This is a genomic window from Dactylosporangium sp. CA-092794, assembly GCF_050948465.1.
GTDB lineage: Bacteria > Actinomycetota > Actinomycetes > Mycobacteriales > Micromonosporaceae > Dactylosporangium.
This window is the reverse complement of sequence record NZ_CP192044.1, coordinates 11,245,785-11,263,254: the sequence shown is the minus strand read 5'-3', so window position 1 is coordinate 11,263,254 and position 17,470 is coordinate 11,245,785. Positions and strand designations below refer to the sequence as shown.

At 72.9% G+C, this 17,470-nt stretch carries 14 protein-coding genes and 1 tRNA gene; 4 read left to right on the top strand and 11 right to left on the bottom strand.

From position 1 onward, the window contains the following. Nucleotides 1–72: 72 nt before the first annotated feature. From ACQPXD_RS48645 to ACQPXD_RS48635, 3 genes are read right to left on the bottom strand one after another with little or no spacing between them, the layout of a single operon-like run. Entirely contained in the window at nucleotides 73–1,176 is a 1,104-nt protein-coding gene (locus ACQPXD_RS48645; protein WP_432830709.1) for a hypothetical protein, read from the bottom strand. A gap of 40 nt (nucleotides 1,177–1,216) precedes the next feature. Continuing rightward, entirely contained in the window at nucleotides 1,217–1,375 is a 159-nt protein-coding gene (locus tag ACQPXD_RS48640) for a hypothetical protein (RefSeq protein WP_432830707.1), read from the bottom strand. Next, a complete protein-coding gene (locus tag ACQPXD_RS48635; protein ID WP_432830705.1) occupies nucleotides 1,375–1,527 on the bottom strand; it encodes a hypothetical protein in 153 nt (50 codons plus the stop codon). The genes ACQPXD_RS48640 and ACQPXD_RS48635 overlap by 1 nt, the downstream gene beginning before the upstream one ends. A 295-nt stretch (nucleotides 1,528–1,822) precedes the next feature. Between ACQPXD_RS48635 and ACQPXD_RS48630 the strand changes: the two genes are divergently transcribed. Then, a tRNA-Arg gene (locus ACQPXD_RS48630) sits at nucleotides 1,823–1,895 on the top strand. A 536-nt stretch (nucleotides 1,896–2,431) separates the two neighbouring features. Here ACQPXD_RS48630 and ACQPXD_RS48625 read toward each other — a convergent pair. Beyond that, nucleotides 2,432–3,469, bottom strand: coding sequence for an IS110 family transposase (locus tag ACQPXD_RS48625; protein ID WP_432830703.1), 1,038 nt, complete (start codon nucleotides 3,467–3,469; stop codon nucleotides 2,432–2,434). 245 nt (nucleotides 3,470–3,714) lie between these two features. Between ACQPXD_RS48625 and ACQPXD_RS48620 the strand changes: the two genes are divergently transcribed. The 3 genes from ACQPXD_RS48620 (at nucleotide 3,715) to ACQPXD_RS48610 (ending at nucleotide 6,418) form a co-directional block, all read left to right on the top strand. Continuing rightward, nucleotides 3,715–5,277: a hypothetical protein gene (locus tag ACQPXD_RS48620; protein ID WP_432830701.1), complete on the top strand. Its 1,563-nt coding sequence runs from the start codon at nucleotides 3,715–3,717 to the stop codon at nucleotides 5,275–5,277. Nucleotides 5,278–5,287: 10 nt separating this feature from the next. Then, entirely contained in the window at nucleotides 5,288–5,695 is a 408-nt protein-coding gene (locus ACQPXD_RS48615) for a hypothetical protein (RefSeq protein WP_432830699.1), read from the top strand. 327 nt (nucleotides 5,696–6,022) lie between these two features. Next, nucleotides 6,023–6,418 carry a hypothetical protein gene (locus tag ACQPXD_RS48610; RefSeq protein ID WP_432830697.1) on the top strand — a complete coding sequence of 132 codons (396 nt, stop codon included), beginning with the start codon at nucleotides 6,023–6,025 and terminating at the stop codon, nucleotides 6,416–6,418. Here the strand turns inward: ACQPXD_RS48610 and ACQPXD_RS48605 are convergent. From ACQPXD_RS48605 to ACQPXD_RS48575, 7 genes are all read right to left on the bottom strand, one after another. Next, on the bottom strand, nucleotides 6,400–8,376 hold the full coding sequence (locus ACQPXD_RS48605; protein WP_432830695.1) for an Hsp70 family protein: 1,977 nt from the start codon (nucleotides 8,374–8,376) through the stop codon (nucleotides 6,400–6,402). The genes ACQPXD_RS48610 and ACQPXD_RS48605 overlap by 19 nt on opposite strands. Nucleotides 8,377–8,378: 2 nt before the next feature. Then, on the bottom strand, nucleotides 8,379–10,424 hold the full coding sequence (locus ACQPXD_RS48600) for a dynamin family protein (protein WP_432830693.1): 2,046 nt from the start codon (nucleotides 10,422–10,424) through the stop codon (nucleotides 8,379–8,381). Continuing rightward, nucleotides 10,408–11,922 (bottom strand): GTPase, encoded by a 1,515-nt coding sequence (locus ACQPXD_RS48595; protein WP_432830691.1) that lies wholly within the window; start codon nucleotides 11,920–11,922, stop codon nucleotides 10,408–10,410. The genes ACQPXD_RS48600 and ACQPXD_RS48595 overlap by 17 nt, the downstream gene beginning before the upstream one ends. Further along, nucleotides 11,919–13,682: a dynamin family protein gene (locus ACQPXD_RS48590; RefSeq protein ID WP_432830689.1), complete on the bottom strand. Its 1,764-nt coding sequence runs from the start codon at nucleotides 13,680–13,682 to the stop codon at nucleotides 11,919–11,921. Before ACQPXD_RS48590 ends, ACQPXD_RS48595 begins: the two co-directional genes overlap by 4 nt. After that, nucleotides 13,679–15,682, bottom strand: a complete 2,004-nt coding sequence (locus ACQPXD_RS48585) for a dynamin family protein (protein ID WP_432830687.1) — start codon at nucleotides 15,680–15,682, stop codon at nucleotides 13,679–13,681. Before ACQPXD_RS48585 ends, ACQPXD_RS48590 begins: the two co-directional genes overlap by 4 nt. Further along, on the bottom strand, nucleotides 15,679–17,016 hold the full coding sequence (locus ACQPXD_RS48580) for a hypothetical protein (protein ID WP_432830685.1): 1,338 nt from the start codon (nucleotides 17,014–17,016) through the stop codon (nucleotides 15,679–15,681). Before ACQPXD_RS48580 ends, ACQPXD_RS48585 begins: the two co-directional genes overlap by 4 nt. Nucleotides 17,017–17,202: 186 nt before the next feature. After that, nucleotides 17,203–17,454 carry a hypothetical protein gene (locus ACQPXD_RS48575; protein WP_432830683.1) on the bottom strand — a complete coding sequence of 84 codons (252 nt, stop codon included), beginning with the start codon at nucleotides 17,452–17,454 and terminating at the stop codon, nucleotides 17,203–17,205. Nucleotides 17,455–17,470 lie beyond the last annotated feature (16 nt).

Here is a 17,470-nt window from a genome sequence, read left to right as displayed (position 1 = left end):
CGTCGAGGCTGTGGAACCAATCGGCGGTCGCGGTGATAGCTGGGGCGAGCGTGTCGGTGTAGGCGCTGGTGGTCATCGCAGCGCGGAGGGAGAATTCGCCGCGGCGGACACCGGTCGCGACCTCACGCAGCGCCAGGTTGTCTCCAGCCGGCTGCTGGCGGCGGCGATCAGGCCGGCCAGGCCGGTCAGCACGTTGTAGGCGGTGCGCAGCGCGGCGGTGCCGGTGTCGTAGGTTTCGTACAGTTCGCCGATGATTGTGGCGGCGACCCCGGCGGCGACGAGCGGGCCGACGCCGGTTTCGATCAGCGCCGTCCCGGCAGCCATGATGGCCGCGGCGGCGACGGCCAGATCGATGAGGGTCGTGACCACGCCCTTGATCGTCTCGGCGACGGTGAACACGACCGTGGCGGCCTGCTCGTGCAGTTGGCCGATCGTGGTGATCGGGTCGGCGAGCCGGTCGGTGCGCACGGCCAGGGTGGTGATGTAGTCGTCGGCGGCTGCGGCGGCGTTACCGGACCAGTAGGTCATGAGAGTGCGGTCGCCGGCGGCGATATTGACCGCGATGTCGCTGCACAGCGCGGCCAGCTGGCGCAGCACGGTCCCGCAGGCGGCGATGCGTTCCCAGTCGCCCAGCAGCGGGCCGGTCAGCCGTTCGACGGGGTCGAACCCGAACACGGCCCGGGCGGTGTAGAGGGCGGCGCCGGACAGTGACAGCGTGTCGAGGAGCCCGACCGGGATGCCGCCCGGACCGGTCGGCTCCTGTGGCTCTGGCTCGCGCAGCCGCTGCTGGGGTTCGCGGACGTCACGGAACGAACCGCCCGGCAGGCATACTGCAGCGAGTTCGGTGTCGAGGTCGCCGGGCGGGCACTGCCCGGGCGGCAGCCCGGCATCGAACGTGGCGGCGACCGTCTGGTCGGTGGTGGTGTAGTAGGCGCTGGCCTGATCCAGGCCGGCGTGTGCGGCATCGGCGACCGCGCGCAGCCGGCCGAGGACCGTCGAGACCTCGTCGACCGTCCGCTCGTAAAGCGGAGCGAACCACGCCAGCCACGCACCACCGGCGTCCTCACGAAACGCGTAGCGATCCACGTGCTCCGCGCCGGCCGCCACGTCCTCCCCGGCGCGTTGCATGAGCGCACCGAACCGGCGCAGCGCCTCCGGCTCAACCATCAACGACATCGCACACCTTCCCCGTGTCGTGATGCGAAACAACGTCCGTTTAGGGCGCCGCGGCCTGCCCGCCGATCCCGGCCACGACCAGCACTGCCCGGCACCAGTAGCTGCCGCCGAACCAACCCGGCGGCGGGCGCAAACCCGCGGCTACCATCAGCCCGTCCGCGGCCATGACGCCGAGCGCCCCGACCGTCGAGCCGATCATCAGCGGCCCCCCGCGACCGCCGGGATCCAGACGTGCAACGACCGTTCCGGCAGCCGCTGCCGGCCGCGCGGAGTGGTGACCTGCGCGGGCGACAGCGACGATGCCCGCCGGTATCGGTTGGCCAGGCGTTCGAGCGCTGGCTCTGATGCCATCGGACCCTCCAGTCGGTCGCCATCCATGTTCAGCATGGTGCCGGCCTGGGGGAGCGCACCAGCATCAATCACAACCTGTGGATAACCCCGACGTCCGGCCGTGGAACGCCTGGCCAGGCGTATGCCGCGCAGCGAATGTCCCGGCAACCGCAGATGCGGCACGGCCGTGCTCACACTCCGGTAGGTCACCATCCGCGTTGGTGACTCCCTGCTGGACAACGGTAGACCAACCGATACATTAGGTCGGCCACAGAGCACCTAACAGCACGTAGCGGCACGTTCGGGGCCAGTCTCTGCGCCTGTAGCTCAACGGATAGAGCATCTGACTACGGATCAGAAGGTTAGGGGTTCGAGTCCCTTCGGGCGCGCAATATCAAGAGCCGGTTGACCTGCGGAAACGTAGATCATCCGCCTCTCGTCGTTCGTCCACTGTGGACCTGATGTGTTCCAAAAGTGATCGGCTGTTTCGGAAGGGTCCAGACCGGCCCGTGCCGGTGCGTGCTGGTCTGTGCCGACTGGTCTGGATCTTGGACGGCGACGCGGGCGGTCGAACCGCTGTTCAGCAGGGTTGTCCGGGCTTCTGACCTCGGCCGGATTTCAGACCTCGACAGGAAGATCGTTTCCGACGGTGCCCCGGCGATCTTGCGACGTTCGGGGTTGCCGGTACCGGCACCGGGCCGCAGAGAACCCGCCGAGCAAGGCGGTCGGCTCATCGCGCCAGCGGAACACTCAAGGCACTGAGCCAGGCCCTTTGCGCCCACGACCGAGTCCGGTCCCCTCGGGCTTCGGCGGATAGCCAGATCACCGGCTCGCCGGCTGATGCGAGCGCCCCGCAACGGCAACACCGCTACTCGACGCCGCTCAGCTTCCGGATCTGGCTCCCCTCTAGGCCAAGGGGTTCGGATCAGAATGTTCTGGGCTGGTTGGTGGCGGGTTCGGTTTGTGGCTTGTCCTTAGTGCCAGATGTCGGGATTGGGCTGGCCGCGCTGGATTGCAGAGTCGCTCCCGGTTGTCCTGCCGGGCCCGCCGCCCCAGCTCGGGCTTGTCTGGCGTAGCGGATCATGCGTTTGTAGACCACGTCGAACAGGTGACGTTTGAGCGCGCGGAGCGCTTCAATGGTGGTCTTGCCCTCGGCTAGCCGGTGGCGGTAGTAGGACCGGCCAGGGGTGTCGTGGCGGAGTTGAACGATGGCCATGATGTGCAGGACGCGGTTGATGCGCCGGTTCCCGGCCCGGGACAGCCGGTGGCGGCGTTGGTCGCCGGAGGACGCCTCAATGGGGGCGGTGCCGTTCCAGGACGCGAAGTGCGCGGCGGTAGGGAACCGGTCGATGTCACCGACGTCGCCGAGCAGCCGGACCGCGCCGGACGGGCCGATGCCGTTGAGGTCGGTGAGACGGCTGCCGGCCGCGGTGACGAACTCCCGCAGTTGCTTGTCCGCCGCCCGGATCTTCGCATCGATCGTGGTGAGCTCGTCGATGAGCTCGCGGGCGAGCTGGTGACGGGTTAGCGCTACGATGCCGACCGGCTCCGGGGCGGTGCGTAGCAGATAGCTGGCCTGGCCACGGGTCAGGAACTTCTTCGCCCCGCCGGGCGCGAGTTCGAGCAGCAGGTGGTGGGTCCGGCTGACGGTCTCGGTGCGGGCCCGGCCCAGCTCGTCGCGGCGGTCGACCGGCAGCCGCAGCACCACCGCCGTGTCGTCGGCCTGGACGCGGCGCAGTCCTGGGCTGCACAGGCCGGCCACCGCAACGCTGTGCGCGTCGACCGGGTCCGTCTTGCGGCCCTGCCCGGTGTCGAACACCCGTACCCGTGCCGACAACTTGGCGGGCACGTCGATGACGGTCTCGCCATCGGCTACCAGACGCTGCGCGACGTGCCGACCGATCCCGGCGCAGCTCTCCGCCGCCCACGTCCGGTCCCCGAACCGCCGGCTGAGCGCGACCACCGGCTCCGCCGCGGACTCGGTTGCGGCGTACCTGCGCTCGTTCTGGCGGCGCTGGCGGCCGAGGGGCCGGTGTCGCGGGAACAGGTCGCGTAATCACCAACGCGCACCGGGCCCCTCCGGCGTCGAACGGCTGGTGACATGTGCCCCCGGTTCGGCCAGAATCAAGGGCGTCGATCAGAAGAGGTCGGCGGGAGGTCGCGCGGGGCGGCGCGGGAGGGCCAGGGACACCCAGGGAGGACAGGAGGGTGAATGACCGAACCATCACCGCCGAGCACGTCGGCGTTCGCACGCTGCGCTCCGGTGACGTCGGCTCGTACAAGACGGGCTGCTTCTACTCCGAGGGTATGTCCGGCGTGCCGTACGAGACGTGGATCATCACCGGTGGCGTCGGCCGTGACGAGGGCATACCCGGTACCGCGCGCGGGGTCACGCTGCTGCACGAGACCGCGCACCTCCTTCAAGATCTGTACCTGGGCGTCGCCGTCGAGCGGGACTGTCAGCTCGACGAGTCGCTCGGCCTCCTGATCGGCGCGCTCGACCGGTGGCGCGGCGGTCCCGCCCTGCGGTTGCCGCTGACCGGAATGCGTTCCCGTCTCGACCCGGCCGGCGTGCGACTGCTGGACAGCATCCTGGCCCGTGAGGAGCTGGCCGAGCGGCTGCTGTCCGAGACGGTGCTGGTCCGGTTCGGCACACCCGATCGCGAGCCGTGCGAGCTGTCCGGTGCGGTGCTGATGGAGGGCCTGGCCGCGGCGCACGCCGCCCGCGCGCTGCGGCACCGGTGCCAGACCGAGGAGGACCTCGACTACCTGGAGGAGGTGGGCGAGCACATCGGGGCCCTGCCCGCGCACCTCGGCCCGCCATACAGCAACGCGTTGGAGGTCTTCACCGCGGTGCTGGGAACGATGGGGACCGGCGAGCAGCCGCCCTGGCCCCGCGACGCTCAGGCGCCGTCCGGGCTGGCGGACCTGGCCTGCATGTTCCTCGCCGACATCGCCTGCCATCTGCCGCCCATCGAGCTCATCGAGAGCCGCATCGAGTCGGGCCGCAACGAGCTGGCGGACTTCCTGCCGGGCCTGCGGTTCGTCGCGGCGCTGACCGCGATCCGGCGGGCGGGCGGATTCCCGGACATGCCGGCTGGCGGCGACACCGACGACCTGTACCGCGTGATCTTCGACCTGGTGGCCGAGGCGTGCGACTGGCCGACCTGGCAGGAAACGTCGGAGGCCTGGCTGGGGAAGCTGGCGTACCTGAAGCGGGCGCGGCGCAGCGCCGGCGACGCGTACCGGTTCCGCCTCATGGTCGAGCGGCATCGCTCGCCCGCGATCACCATCCTCAACGAGCCGCTGATGCAATGCTGGCTCCAGCTCGTTCCGGTGCTCCATCTGACACCCAACGGAATGAAGATTCTGCAGGGGGTGATGTCGAGCCGGCAGGTGGTCCTGTTCCCGTTCGAGCAGACGCTCAGCGCGTACGCCTGGCTGGCCACCGATCCGCAGCCGTGGCGCGACCTGCCGGCTCAGGTGAGTCTGCCCGACGCGATGCGGGCCCACGCCGAGCATGCGATGCCCGCGTTCCTGCAGGAGGTCGTGTCGCGCACCATCGGACGCTCGTTTCAGCACGCGGTGATCGCCGAGAGCTCGTTCTCCTGCCCGTATGCGCGGGTGGGCTGTGCGGTGGCGCGCAGTGCCTGTGGGGCGCTCACCGACCTCGGCGAGCTGCCCGCCGAGGGCTGTGCGGTACGGCTTTGGCTGACGAAGCGAGCGATCGAGCCCGAACGGCTGGTCTGGTCCGGACCGGCCGCCGCATAGGCTGCGCGTCATGGTGACGTTGACAGACGAGGATCTTGCCGGAGCCACCGCGGTGGTCCGCCGGGAACTGGCCGCCAGGATCGCCACCCACGCCACCGGCCGGCCCGGCCAGGCACTGGCGGCGGAGCTGTTCGAGCTGATCGTCAGCCAGTCGATCCTGCCGATCCTGGTGACCCTCACCTCCACCCGCCTGAGCGAATACCTGCAGGAACGCCGGCTGAATCGCCTGAAGAGGAACGAGGCCGAGCAGGCTGCCAGAAGCCTGGTGGGCCTACCGGTCCATCCAGACGCCGCGCCGGACGCCGAGGCGCTCGCGGAGCTCCGCAAGCTGCTCGTCCCGCTGGGCCTGTCGGAGCAGGACATCGAGGCGCTGATCGACCTGGTCCGCCAGCAGATCCAGGCCGACGGCGAGTCCTGACCCGCGACGGCCCCGAGCGCGTTCCGACCGGCACAGCACACAAACACTGCCGGAAATCCAGCGCCGGAGGACCTGAAGTTGTGCCGCATCAGCGGAGGTCGAACTCGCGACGCGGGTGTCTACTGTGGCGTTTGTGCCTCTCGTGATCCTGCTCGTGGTGTGGCTGATCGGATTGGTCAGCCTGCGGGCGATAACCACGGGCGTCAGCGTCTCGGTGCTGGGCGCGCGGGCCTCCGGCAAGACGACCCTGATACGCCAGCTCCGGGGTGCAAGCATTGAGGACGTCACCAGCACCGCGAAGACCGAGATCGTCGGCACCATCACGGTGTGGTACGGGCCGTTCGTGTGCGGCTGCGCAAGGTGCCGGACCTCGCCGGCGGCACCGTGGCGGCGCCCGCGGCCGCGTGGGCCGAGTGGCAGACGCACAGCAAGGATCGGGACGTCGTCCTGTACCTCATCAGCGCCCGGACGCTTGTGGCGAAGGCGGAGTCGGATCGCCTGGGCCAGGAGCCGCCAGCCGAGTGGAAGCGGACGTTCGCCGACATCAGGCAGATCGCGAAGTGGCGCGAGGAGCAGCAGCAGGTCAATCCCCGTTCCCGGGGACCGTTCTACGGGCTCGTGGTGACCTTCCGTGACCAGGATCCGGCGGCGAAGCTCCGGTCCTCGCCGGTCGCGCGGTGGTCAGCGCCACCGGCACCCTCCGCCTACCCTGACCGCCGGTAACGCACGACCGCCGCGGCCTGGCCCGCGTAGAGCTCGTCACCCGCCAAGGCGAGGCCGGTGACGGGTTCCGGCAGGGTCACCTCACCGGCCCGGTCCCCGTCGCCGTTCCACAGTCGCACGGTCGTGCCGTCGACCCCAGCGATGATCGCGCCACCGGGGTCGATCGCCACCGCCGTCACCGGGTGGTCGGTCCGGCGGGTCCAGCGGACAACTTCAAGATCCAAGACCACAACCTCGTCGCCGTACGCGATGACAACGCGCGACGGTCCTCCGGCCAGCGCGGTCACGGGGCGCGGATCGAGCCGCCGGACGGGCGCACCGTCGCCGTCGATCTGCCGAAGGCCGCCCGGTCCGCCCACCAGCGCCCCGCCGTCCGGCCCGGTCACCACCAGGGCGTGCGTTTCGGCCGGGATCCGCCAGCGCCGGACGCCCGACCGCCAGCGTTCCAGGGCCCCCTCGGCGCGAACCACGAGAACGGACCCGTCGGCGGCCAGCGCGACCGCGGTGATCTCCCCGTCCCCCGCGCCGCAGGCGATCAGCGCGAGCCGGTCGCCGTGGCCGTTCCAGGCGCGAAGCCGCCCCGCGACCGGCCCCGTGACCACCGCGCGCCGGTCGGGGCTGAGGGCGAGTAGGCCGGCCTCGTCAGCCCGCCCGGACCGCACGACCACCGGCCGCTCGGCAAAATCACACCAGACCGGCGCGGCGTCGGTAACGGCGACAACCCTGCCGCCGGCCGCGACGGCGAGGTCACGCACCACGGCCGGCAGCGGACAGACGCCGGCGGGTTCCCAAACAGCCCCGTGGTTGCGGGCCGCGCGCGCCGAACCAGCCGCCGCGCCAACCGGCTGAGCCGCCCCGCCAAGCACGACAGCAAGCTGCGGGTCGCCGCAAGGCCACGACCCGCCGCCAGACCCAGGCCTGCCGCCAGACTTGGGCCCGCCGCCAGACCCAGCCTCGCCGCCGGGCCGCGACTCGCTGACGGACTCGACGAGCGGTGGGCCGAGCTTGGCCAATGCATCCTGTGTCGCCGGGGTGGCGGACGCGCCGCCGCCGGTCACCACCGAGCGCACGTCCGCGATCGGCACGCCAACGTGCTCGAGTAGGGCCCGGCAGGCGCGAGTCGTGCGTTCGACGAGCGGCGCGGCGGCTTTGGCGAAATCATTCCTGCCGATGGCTATCGTGCGGTCGCCGCCGGGCCAAGTGACGAGCACCTCCGCCTGTGCCGCCGAGGTCAGGTGCTCGCGGGCGGCGGTGACTGCCTCGGCCAACCGGCGCCGGTGCGGGTCCCAGCGAAGATCGACCAGCGGCAGTTCATCGGCCCGCGCATACCGGGCCGCGACGTCGGGATCGGTGGCCCGGAGCCGATCGACCACCTGCCGGTGAAGCACCCGGTCGAGCGCGTCGCCGCCCGCGTACCCATCGGACCACGCGGCCAGCACCTCGGCCCGGCCGCTCACGCCCCGGCGGACCACGGCGATCTCCCCAGTGGCCCCGAGATCGCAGACGAGGTGGACACCCCGGGCCGCGCCGACCGGCAGCATCGCGAGCGGCCCGGCGAGGAGGTCGACCGGAGGCAGGCCGGCGATCCGAGCCGCCTCGCGAAGGGCGTCCAGCCGGGGCGAACCCGGTCGCCAGCGCCCCGGATGCGTGAGCACGAACCGGTCGGGCCGCCCGCCGTACCGGGCGCGCAAGGCATCGTGCGCGCGGCCCAGCAGCACGGCACACAGCCCCGGCGCCGACCGCAGAACCGGTCCCTCCGGCCCGGCCACGATGCACGCACCATCCGCGGTCGGCCCGGCGCCCAGGTGGTCCCGGGGCCGGATCATTCCGTCCGCCGTCATCACCGGGGGCAGCAGGTGCGGCCGGTCGGGCAGCCCGCCCTCGATCGGCACGATACCGCCGGCCGCCGCGGCCTTCGTGAAAAGGCCGCCGAGGTCGACGCACCAGACGCCAGTCAAGGTCAGCCGGGAAGCCGGGTGGCGATGTCCGCACGCAGCACGCGGCACCGCTCGTCCCAGTCGTCGAGCTGCCGGCGGCGGTCGGCGGCGGCGTTCTGCTCCTCCTCGCTCGCGGCGAAGCTCTCGGCTCGGCGGCGCAGGCGGGCGTCGACGACCTTCTCCAACTGGTCGGCGAAGGCGAGCAGATCGTCGACCGTACGGCGGGTGAGCTCGTCCCCGCGCGCGGCGGTCTCGTCCACGACCGCGGCCGCCTTCAGCTTCACGAACTCGCGGTAGATCGCATAGCTCACGGCCGCCACCGCGATGGTCACGGCTGCCACGGTCAGCACCGTAGCGGCGGTGGCCACGCCGGTCCCGACCACGACCTCCGCGGCCCCGGCCGCGGGCGCGGCGACAACGGCACCGGCCGCCGGGGCGGCGGCAGCAGCACCCGCGACCGGCGCGGCAACCGCGGCACCGGCACCCACTCCCGCCACCGGCGCAGCGACCGCGGCACCCGCACCCGCCACGGGCACGGCAGCAGCAGCCCCTGCGACCGGCACAGCGGCAGCGCCCGCCATCGGCGCGGCGGCCGCGGCGCCCGGAGCCGCCGCGGCCGCGCCAGCTCCCGCGATCCCCGGCACCGCGGCGAGCCCAACCTTCGTGGCCGCCTTCCCGCTCAGGGACTTCAGCACCTTCCGGAGGGTCACCCCACCCAGGGCCGCCATCATCTCGGTGGCCGACACGCCCATCTCGGCGAGCTTCCACACGTCCTCGGTGGCCGGATTCGCCCGCACCGAGCCAACCCGCGGCGTCGCGAAATCGGCCACCACGTCGACCAGATCCTCGAGCCGCAGCGCGGTCACCACGCCGGCCCGCAGGTCGCGCAGCCCGTCCTCGGCCCGCCGCCCGAGCACCGCGACGAGCGCCTCCAGCTCCTCGGCCGCGCGCTCCGCCAGCTCGCCCGCGGGCAACCGCCGGTCCGCGGCCGCGCTCACCCGCTGGAGGCGCTTCTCCAGCTGCTTCCGGCCGACCCGGCGAACGTCCTTCGCCAGCCGGTCGCGGTCGTCGTTGAACGCCACCCGCCACGCGGCGTCCTTGGCGCGCGCCGCCTCGACGTCCCGCAGGCGCCTGCTCCCCTCCGCCGAGCCGGCCGAGGGCGGTGGGGACTCAGCCCGCAGGCGCTTGAGCAACGCCGTACAGAATCCGGTCGTGGAGGCGAGCCGGAGCAGGTCGCCGTCGCGAAGCAGGGTGTCCCGCACGACCTGCCGCAGGTCGTCGATCCGGCTCTCCTCGAGCAACTCGGCGCCGAGCTCCCCATCGGCCGATGCGGACTCCAGCGCGAGCCGCGCGCTGACCGGGTGGATCCGGGCGCCCGCGTACCGGGGATCGCACGTCTCGATCAGTCCCTGGTTGCCGGCCAGGACGTCGGTCCAGTCGGCCTCGGACCGGTCGTCGATCTTGTTGAAGGCGAAGAGGATCGCGCCGGCCAGGTCGGCGGCCTCCTTCAGGAAGACGATCTCCGAGTCGCTCACCGGCTGGTGCGCATCCAGGACCAGCAGCACCGCATCGGCCTGCCGCAGCGCCGTCATCGTGCGGTCGCGGTGGTTCTCGTCGAGCCCGCCGACGCCGGGGGTGTCCACGAGCACGACCCCGCCGGAGAGCAGCGGGCTGTCGCACCAGACGTCGATCCGCGCGACCTGCCCGGCGCCGGTTCGCGCCGTCGTCGCCCAGGCGCTCAGGTCGCGTACCTCCTGGAAATCGACGCCGTCCTCGGTCAGCACGGTCGCCTGGGCGGGCCGCGAGCCGTGCCGGACGAAGATGGTCGCGGCGGTCGCGGCGATCGCGTCCACTGGCAGGAGCTCGGCGCCCACCAGGGCGTTCACCAGCGAGCTCTTACCTCGATTGCGCTCGCCCACGACGACCAGCGTCCGCTCGGCGCGGGCGAGGCCGGCCCGCAGCCGGGCGATCTGCTCGGGGGTGGGCGGATCGGTCGCCAGCGTGGCCAGCCCGTCGAGGAGTTCCTCGGTGCGGGCGGTCAGACCGTCCAGGTCAGGCTGGTCCGGCATGGGTCTCCTCCTCGGTGAGGTCGTGCAGCGGGCCGGCGAGGCTCGGGGCGTGCAGCGGGCCGGCGAGGCTCAGGTCGTGCAGCAGGCCGGCGAGGGTTCGCCGCACCGCGTCGACGGCGTCGGCCTCGGCATCTCCGAGCGCCTGCCGCCGGGCGGCGATCGCGGCCCACCGTCGCTGTTCGGCGGCGATGCGGTCGTACAGGTCGGCATTGGCGGCGTCCGCGGCCAGGCCGAGGCGCGCGGCCGGCGTCGGGCCGGTGAGCAGGCGGACGGCGTCGCGGCGGGAGACCGGGCCGAGCCCGCCGGGCCGTCCGGCGGCGCGCAGCCCGTCCGCGGCCTGCCACTCGTGCAGCTCGTGCAGGACGGGCCGGCCCAGCAGGCGCTCCGCCTCGGCGGCCAGTGACGCGCGCACGCCGGGCGGCGAGCCGAAGGCCGGGTCGGTCACCACCTCGACAAGATCGGTCAGCAGACGTACGGCCTTGATCAGGTCGGCGTGGCCGAGCCACCGGGCACGCATCGTCTCGACCAGTCGCGGCACGCCGCTACGCACGCGCAGGTCCTTCAGCGTCCCGGCCCGGTCCCGGCCGGCCGCGACACGTTCGGCGGCGACCCCGACGCCGTACGCTCCGAGCACATCGATCAGACGGTCGGCCTCGTCCCGGGTGGCACCGGTCATCCGCCGGATCCGGATGGCGTCCGGCTCCGCGGGTTCGGGCGCCGCCGCGAGCTTCTCGATCAGCTCCAGCGAGCGGTCGTCCAGGCCGAGCGATCCGGCGGCCGCGGCCTGGCCAAGCAGCGCGCTGACCGCCACGACCTCGATCCCGTCGAGCTTGGCGCGGGTGTCCGCGATCATGGCGGCGGCGCCGGCCAGCGGGCCGCCGTGCTGGTCGGCCTTGCTGCGCACGGCGATCAGGCCGCGCGACCGGATCGACTCGGGCAGCCGCGAGCGCAGCAGGGCGATCGTGTCGGCGTTCTTCCCCTTCGGCGCCTCGGCCAGCAGGTAGACGGTCACCTCGCCGTCGCGCCCGAGCAGCGACCGCCGGCCTCGCTCGCTGGGACCGGCCGCGTCGGCCGAGTAGAGGCCGGGCGTGTCGACCAGGTCGAGGCCGGTGAGCGATTCGGCGTCCACCTCGGCCTCGATGCGCAGCAGCTCGGGCGCGATCGGCAGCACCGGGATCCGGCCGTCGGCGGTGAGCGGCACCCGGTGCCGCCCCGAGGTGGTGATCTGCCAGGCCCGGGTCGGCGAGCCCGGCGGCGCCTGCCGGTAGACCGTGGTGACCTGGGCCGTCTCCCGCGCCCGCACGGGCGCGACGCAGCGGCCCAGCAGCGCGTTGATCAGGGTCGACTTGCCGGCGCTGACCGGGCCGCCGATGGCGACCTGCAACGGCCGGCGGGTGCGCCGCTCGAGCTCGGTGAGCGGACGGTCCCAAAGCGGCCCGGCCTGCCGGCGTACGGCCCGGAGCAGGTCGGCGGCGTCGGCGAGCAGGCCGCTCGTCATGCCGCGCTCGCCGCCTCGTCGGCCGTGGCCTCGCGGGCCGCGACGGTCAGTGCCCCCGCGGCCCGGTCGAGGTCAGAGGCCAGGTGGTCGAGCCGGGTCACCTCGGCGCGGTGGAGGTCCAGGCGGACGGTCAGCTCCCGGGCCTCGTCCTCGATCCGGGCGCGCGTCTCTGCGATCGTCGCGTCGGCCCGCTCGCGGGCCGCTCCGCCGCAGGCCTCGAAGACCGCGGTCGCATAGCGCAGCAGGTGCCGCTCGTACTCGGCGAGGCGCTCGCGCAGCTCGTCCCAGGGCTCGCCGAGGTACCACTTGGCCAGGTCGCCCTTGGTCACCGTGGCGTCCATCGACAGGATGATCGTCACCGCCAGGGTCGCGTACACGGCCGGGATCAGGGAAAGATCCCACCGCAGGACGGCACCGATTAGCGGCAGTCCGCGCAGAGCGACGTGGCGGTCGAGGCCGGCCGGCGGAACGACCCCCGGGACCTCGCCGGCCCGGAACCTGACCTCCTCCGCCATGTCTTCGCTCCACACCCGGAACCGCTCGGCGACGTACCTCCCGGCCGCCTCGGCCATCTCCCGGCTGAGCGCGGCGCGGTTCAGCGCGTTGGCCCGCCGGGCGATGAAACCGCCACTCCGCCAGCTGGGCAGCGACGCCACCGGCAGCCGCTGCCGGAGCTCGGCGGTCACCAGGCCGAGCTCGCGCCGGAAGTCGCGCCGGATCTCGTCGGCGGTCTCACGCTCGGCGGTGCGCACGCCGTCGAGGACGCCGTGCTGGTCGGCGAGGACCCGCTCGAGTTCCTGTTCGAGCGACCGCAGATCCTGCTCCGCGCGATCGGCGGCCGCCCGGTGCTCACTCGCCCGGGCGCGACAGGTCACGATCAGCCGCTCGCGTGTCCCCCGGGCGAGGCGCAGATAACGGCGCACATGCTGCTCGTCCCGTTCGGTCAGCAGGAACTCGGCGAGGTCCGCCTCCAGATCGTCGAGGCCGGCGCCGGACCGGGCGTCGACGAAGTGGACGTGGGCATCCGCGAGGCTCTGCCCCTGGTACTCGATGCCGGTGGCCGGGAGCACCAGCCGGTTCCAGGCGGAGGCGCGGCGGTCCTCGGTGACCGGTGCGCCGAAGGTGTTCACGACCGTGAAGATCTGGATCCCGGCCTCGCGCGCGGCGCGTTCGACAGCGACCTCGCGGAAGCCGTACTCGCCAATCTTGTAGACGGCCAGAGCGGCGTCGCAGCGCAGCAGGGCAGCCCGAGCGGTCTCGTCCCGGTCCAGGGTCTCGGCCGTGCCCGGGGTGTCGTAGAGGACCAGGCGCTGCCGCAGCAGCTCGGCCGGCACGCCGACGTGGCAGGCGACCACGCCGCCGAAGCGCGCGGCGTTGGTCCCCTCGTGACTGTCCAGCGCGTAGCCGGCCCGGAACTGCTCGAGGGTCAGCTCCCGGTCCCCGTCGTCGCGCACGATCCGGGCGTACGCCTTCTCGGCGTACTCGATCCGGATGAGCGTCGGCGTCGTGGCCTCGTCGCCGACCGGCACGACGTGCCCGGCCAGCAGCGCGTTGATCAGCGTGGACTTGCCCGCGTTGAAGCGGCCCAGCGCCATCAGCGCGTAGGCATCGCCGGCGAGCCGGTCCGCGGCCTCGCCGAGAGCCCGGGCCGCCTCGCCGTCGTCCAGGTAGCGGGCCACCCCGGCGAGCGTGTCGATCGCGGCGCGGGCGTCCCGCGTGGCGCGACGATGCGCCGACAGGTTCGCCGCGAGCACCGTCACGACTCGTCGCCCAGGCCGTAGGCGGCCGCCGCGGCGAGCGACTCCAGCGTGACGCGGGCGTTGTCGATGCGGTCCCGGAGTGCCGCCAGCGCCTTGAGCCCGGCCTCGCGCTCCTGGTCGGACTGGCCGTTCTGCGCGGCCACGGCGTCGAAGTTGCGCTCCTCGGCGGCGACCAGCGCGGCAGCGTTGCGGGTCAGCTCGTCGCTCAGCCGGTCGAAGGTACGGGAGATCTCGTCGGTGAGCTCCTTCTCGTGCTTGCGGAACTCCTCCATGAGGCTGGGCAGGCCCTTGGCCAGGAACGACTCGACCAGCTTGTCGCGGGTCAGGTTCGCGCCGGCCAGGGCCGCCACGATGCCCGCGGCGACGACAACCGGAAGCACCACCGGCGCGGTGGCGCCGGCCAGAGCGAGGCCGGCGTACGCGGCGATCTGCGCGGCGAGGCCGTAGACGACCGCCTTCTTGCCGCCCCCGGCCGCGGCGATCGCGCCCACCGGTCCGCCGCCGAGGAGCGCCCCGACCAGTCCGGCGGTCCAGCGTTCCGCCCCGCGCACCGCCTGGTCGCCGCGGATCTGGTCGGGACTCCAGCCGGCCAGGGCCGCGAACGCGTCGGCGTACTCGTCCTGGATCTCCTGCAGCTCGACGGCCACCGACTCGAGCAGCTCGTCGATCTGCTCGGCGACCAGATCGCGCGCGGTCTCCCGCCAGTCGCGCACCGCGTCGGCCGCGAACTTGCGGGCGACCTCGGACATCTCGTCCACCAGCTTCCGCTGGCGCATGGCGTTGAACTTGCTGCCCACGAAGGACTCGCGCCAGGACGGCAGCGGCGCGGTGCGCAGCACGCCCGGCAGCCGCCGTTCGATGTCGTACATGAGGCGGCTGAAGTCGGTGCGGACCGCGGACATCGCCGCCCGCCGGGCGCGCATGACGGTACGCGGGATGCGATCGCGGCGGTGGGCGATCTCGGCCAGCCGGGGCCGCAGGGCTTCGAGCCGCTCGATGAGATCCGGCCGGGTCTCCCGGGAGGCGATCTCAATGGCCACCGCGGTCGCCCGTCCCAGGACCTCGGTCTGCGCCACCGCGGCGGCCACGTACCGGGTGATGTGCCGGCTCTGCCGCTCGGTGAGCAGGAAGTCGGCGAGGTCGCGCTCCAGCTCGTCGAGGCCGGTGCCGCCGGTCGGGGCGCCAGCGGCGCGGGCCAGCAGGGCGGCCTGCGCGTCGACGAAGTAGACCCGTTGCCCGGCCAGGTCCTGCCCGGCGTACTCGATGCCGGTGCGCGGCAGGACGAGCTTGTTCCACACGGACTGGTGCCGGGCGTCGGTCACCGGCTGGCCGAAGCTGTTGACGACGGTAAAGATCTGCACCTCCTCCTCGCGCGCGAGGTGCTCGGCCTCGACCTCGTAGTGGCCGTACTCGCCCATCCGGTAGACGGCGATCGCCGCGTCGCAGCGTTGCAGCGCGTCCCGGGTGATCTCATCCCGGCCCAGGCTGTCGGCCATGCCGGGGGTGTCGTAGATGGCGACGCGCTGGCGCAGCAGCTCGGCCGGCAGCCCGATGCGGCAGGTGGTGATCTCGCCGAACTGCTCGGCGTTGCGGGCCTCGTTGCTGTCGAGCACGTAGCCGGTGCGGAACTGGTCGAGCGTCTGGTCTCGCTCCGCGCCATTCGCGCACGTCACGCGGACGTACGGGTCGTCCGAGTACTCCAGAAGGATCAGCGTCGGCGTGGTCGCCTCGGCACCGATCGGCACGATGCCCTGATCGGGCCGGGCCAGGTCGAGCGATCCGGCCAGCAGCGCGTTGATCAGCGTGGACTTGCCGACGTTGAAGCGGCCCAGGGCCATCAGCGCGAACGTGTCGTCGGAGAGCTTCTCCCCGATGCCGGTCAGCAGCTCGACGGCCGCTTCGTTCTCCAGCTCCCGGCCGACCCCGGCCAGGTCGTCGATCGCCTCGCGGGCGCTCTGCGCTATCCGCCGGGCCGCGCCCATCTCATCCTGCAGGCTCATGCTTCCTGCTCCTCTCGGCTGCTGAGGTCGGGCGCGGCGAGCGCGCGGCGCGCCGCACGCAGCAGATCGGCTCCCCGATCGCCGGCCAGTGCCGGTGCTGGTGGCGGCGGCGGATCGGCGGCGAGGCTCGCGACCAGCGCGTCCACCCGTGGGACGACGGTCTCCCGCAGAACCTCACCCACGGCCTGCCGCGCGGCGGCCGCGGCCTCGCCGACGTACCGCCGCCCGTCGATGCGCTCGGCGGTGACCGCGTTGTCCCGGGCGTCCACCCGGCGGATCCACCGCACGGCGAAGGTGACCGCCCCGGCCACGAGCGCGCCGATCTCCGCGTTGCGCTTGCTGGTCAAGGCGGAGAGCGCGGTCGCGGCGACGGCGCTCGCGATGACGGGCGCGGCCACATCCCGGAGGCCGGCCGAGCCGCCGGCCCGGGGTTGCGCGGTAGGCGGCGGTACGGCCCGGGGCAGCGCCTGCGGAAGGACCGGCGCCGGCGACTCGCCCGGCGCGGACAACTCGTCGAGCAGGTCCGCCCAGCGGTCGGGGAACTCGCGCTCGGCCCGCCGCCGCCACTCCTCGAAGGCGGCCATGGTCCGCCCCTCCAGCCGGGCCCGATCGAGCGTGCCCGCCGTGGTCTCGCGGTTCAGCCGCTGCTCGACGGCGTCGATGCCGGCCAGCAGCTCGGTCTCGGTGCGGCGCAGCCAGGCCTGGGCCCGGGTGTGCAGCCGAGCCGGGCCGACGACGGGAGCGGCAGCAGCGGGAGCGGCGGGCGCGACGGCCGCCCGCTCGCCGGCCTCGGGCGTCGCGCCGATCCGTTCGTCGAGCGCCGCGATCAAATTCCGCCGCTGGTACTCGCGGAACCGCTCGTCGGGCTCGGCGGTGAGGAAGCCGGCGAGCTGCTCGGCGTCCGCGGCCAGGCGCTCGGCGAGCGGTCCGGCCGGCCCGTCCGGGCTCCACACCAGATGGTCGGTGGTGGTGTCGCCGAGCAGCCGGCGCAGCGTCCGGTCGTTGCGCCGCACGTCGGCGTCGCCCGGCTCGAGGACCGTGACCACCACGCATGAGCCCCGCGGACGGTCGGCCCAGCGCCGGCGCACCTCGGCGAACAGCTCCGGCGCCGCGTCCTCCGGCACCGCCGCCGGCAGCGCGATCAGGAGTTTCTCGGCCCACCAGGACGGGTCGCCCGCGGCAAGATCGGCCGTGGCGTCCGCTTTGCACCGAGCCGCCAGCCCACCCGGCTCGGCCACCCTCGCGGCCGCCAGCACCAGGGCGTGCATCACCGGGTCACCGGCCAGCCACCCGGCCGCCGCCGCGACGTCGTCCCAGCCCCGCTCTGCGGCCACGACCCGCAATTGCCGCCACATTTCCGCTGCCAAGGCCCTCGGCTCCGTTCAGATGATCGGCGACGAATGCCCGGTGGAACCGGCATTCACATCAGGCTACGGAACCCCGTTCCCGGAATGCCAAGGCCGATCATCCGAAGACATCCGCCCGAAAATCCGATGGCCGCGCCCCACCCGAGCCGGCCGTTACCCCTCGGCTCCCGGCTCGCGGGTCCGCCCGTTTTCCGGGGCGGCTTTTCCGCCCGAGGTCGGCTGCCCGAAGAAGAAGCCAAGAATGACCAGAAACGCGTTTGCCAACACCTCCGGCACGGCCACCTTCGCGAACATTCCGACAATGAGCGCCACCGCGATGGCGACCAGAATGATGGCTCCGATCAGGGCCGCCACCGGCTCACGTTCCAGGAGCGAACGGCGCATGCGCCACTTCCGCTCCTTCACCTCTATCTCGATCAGG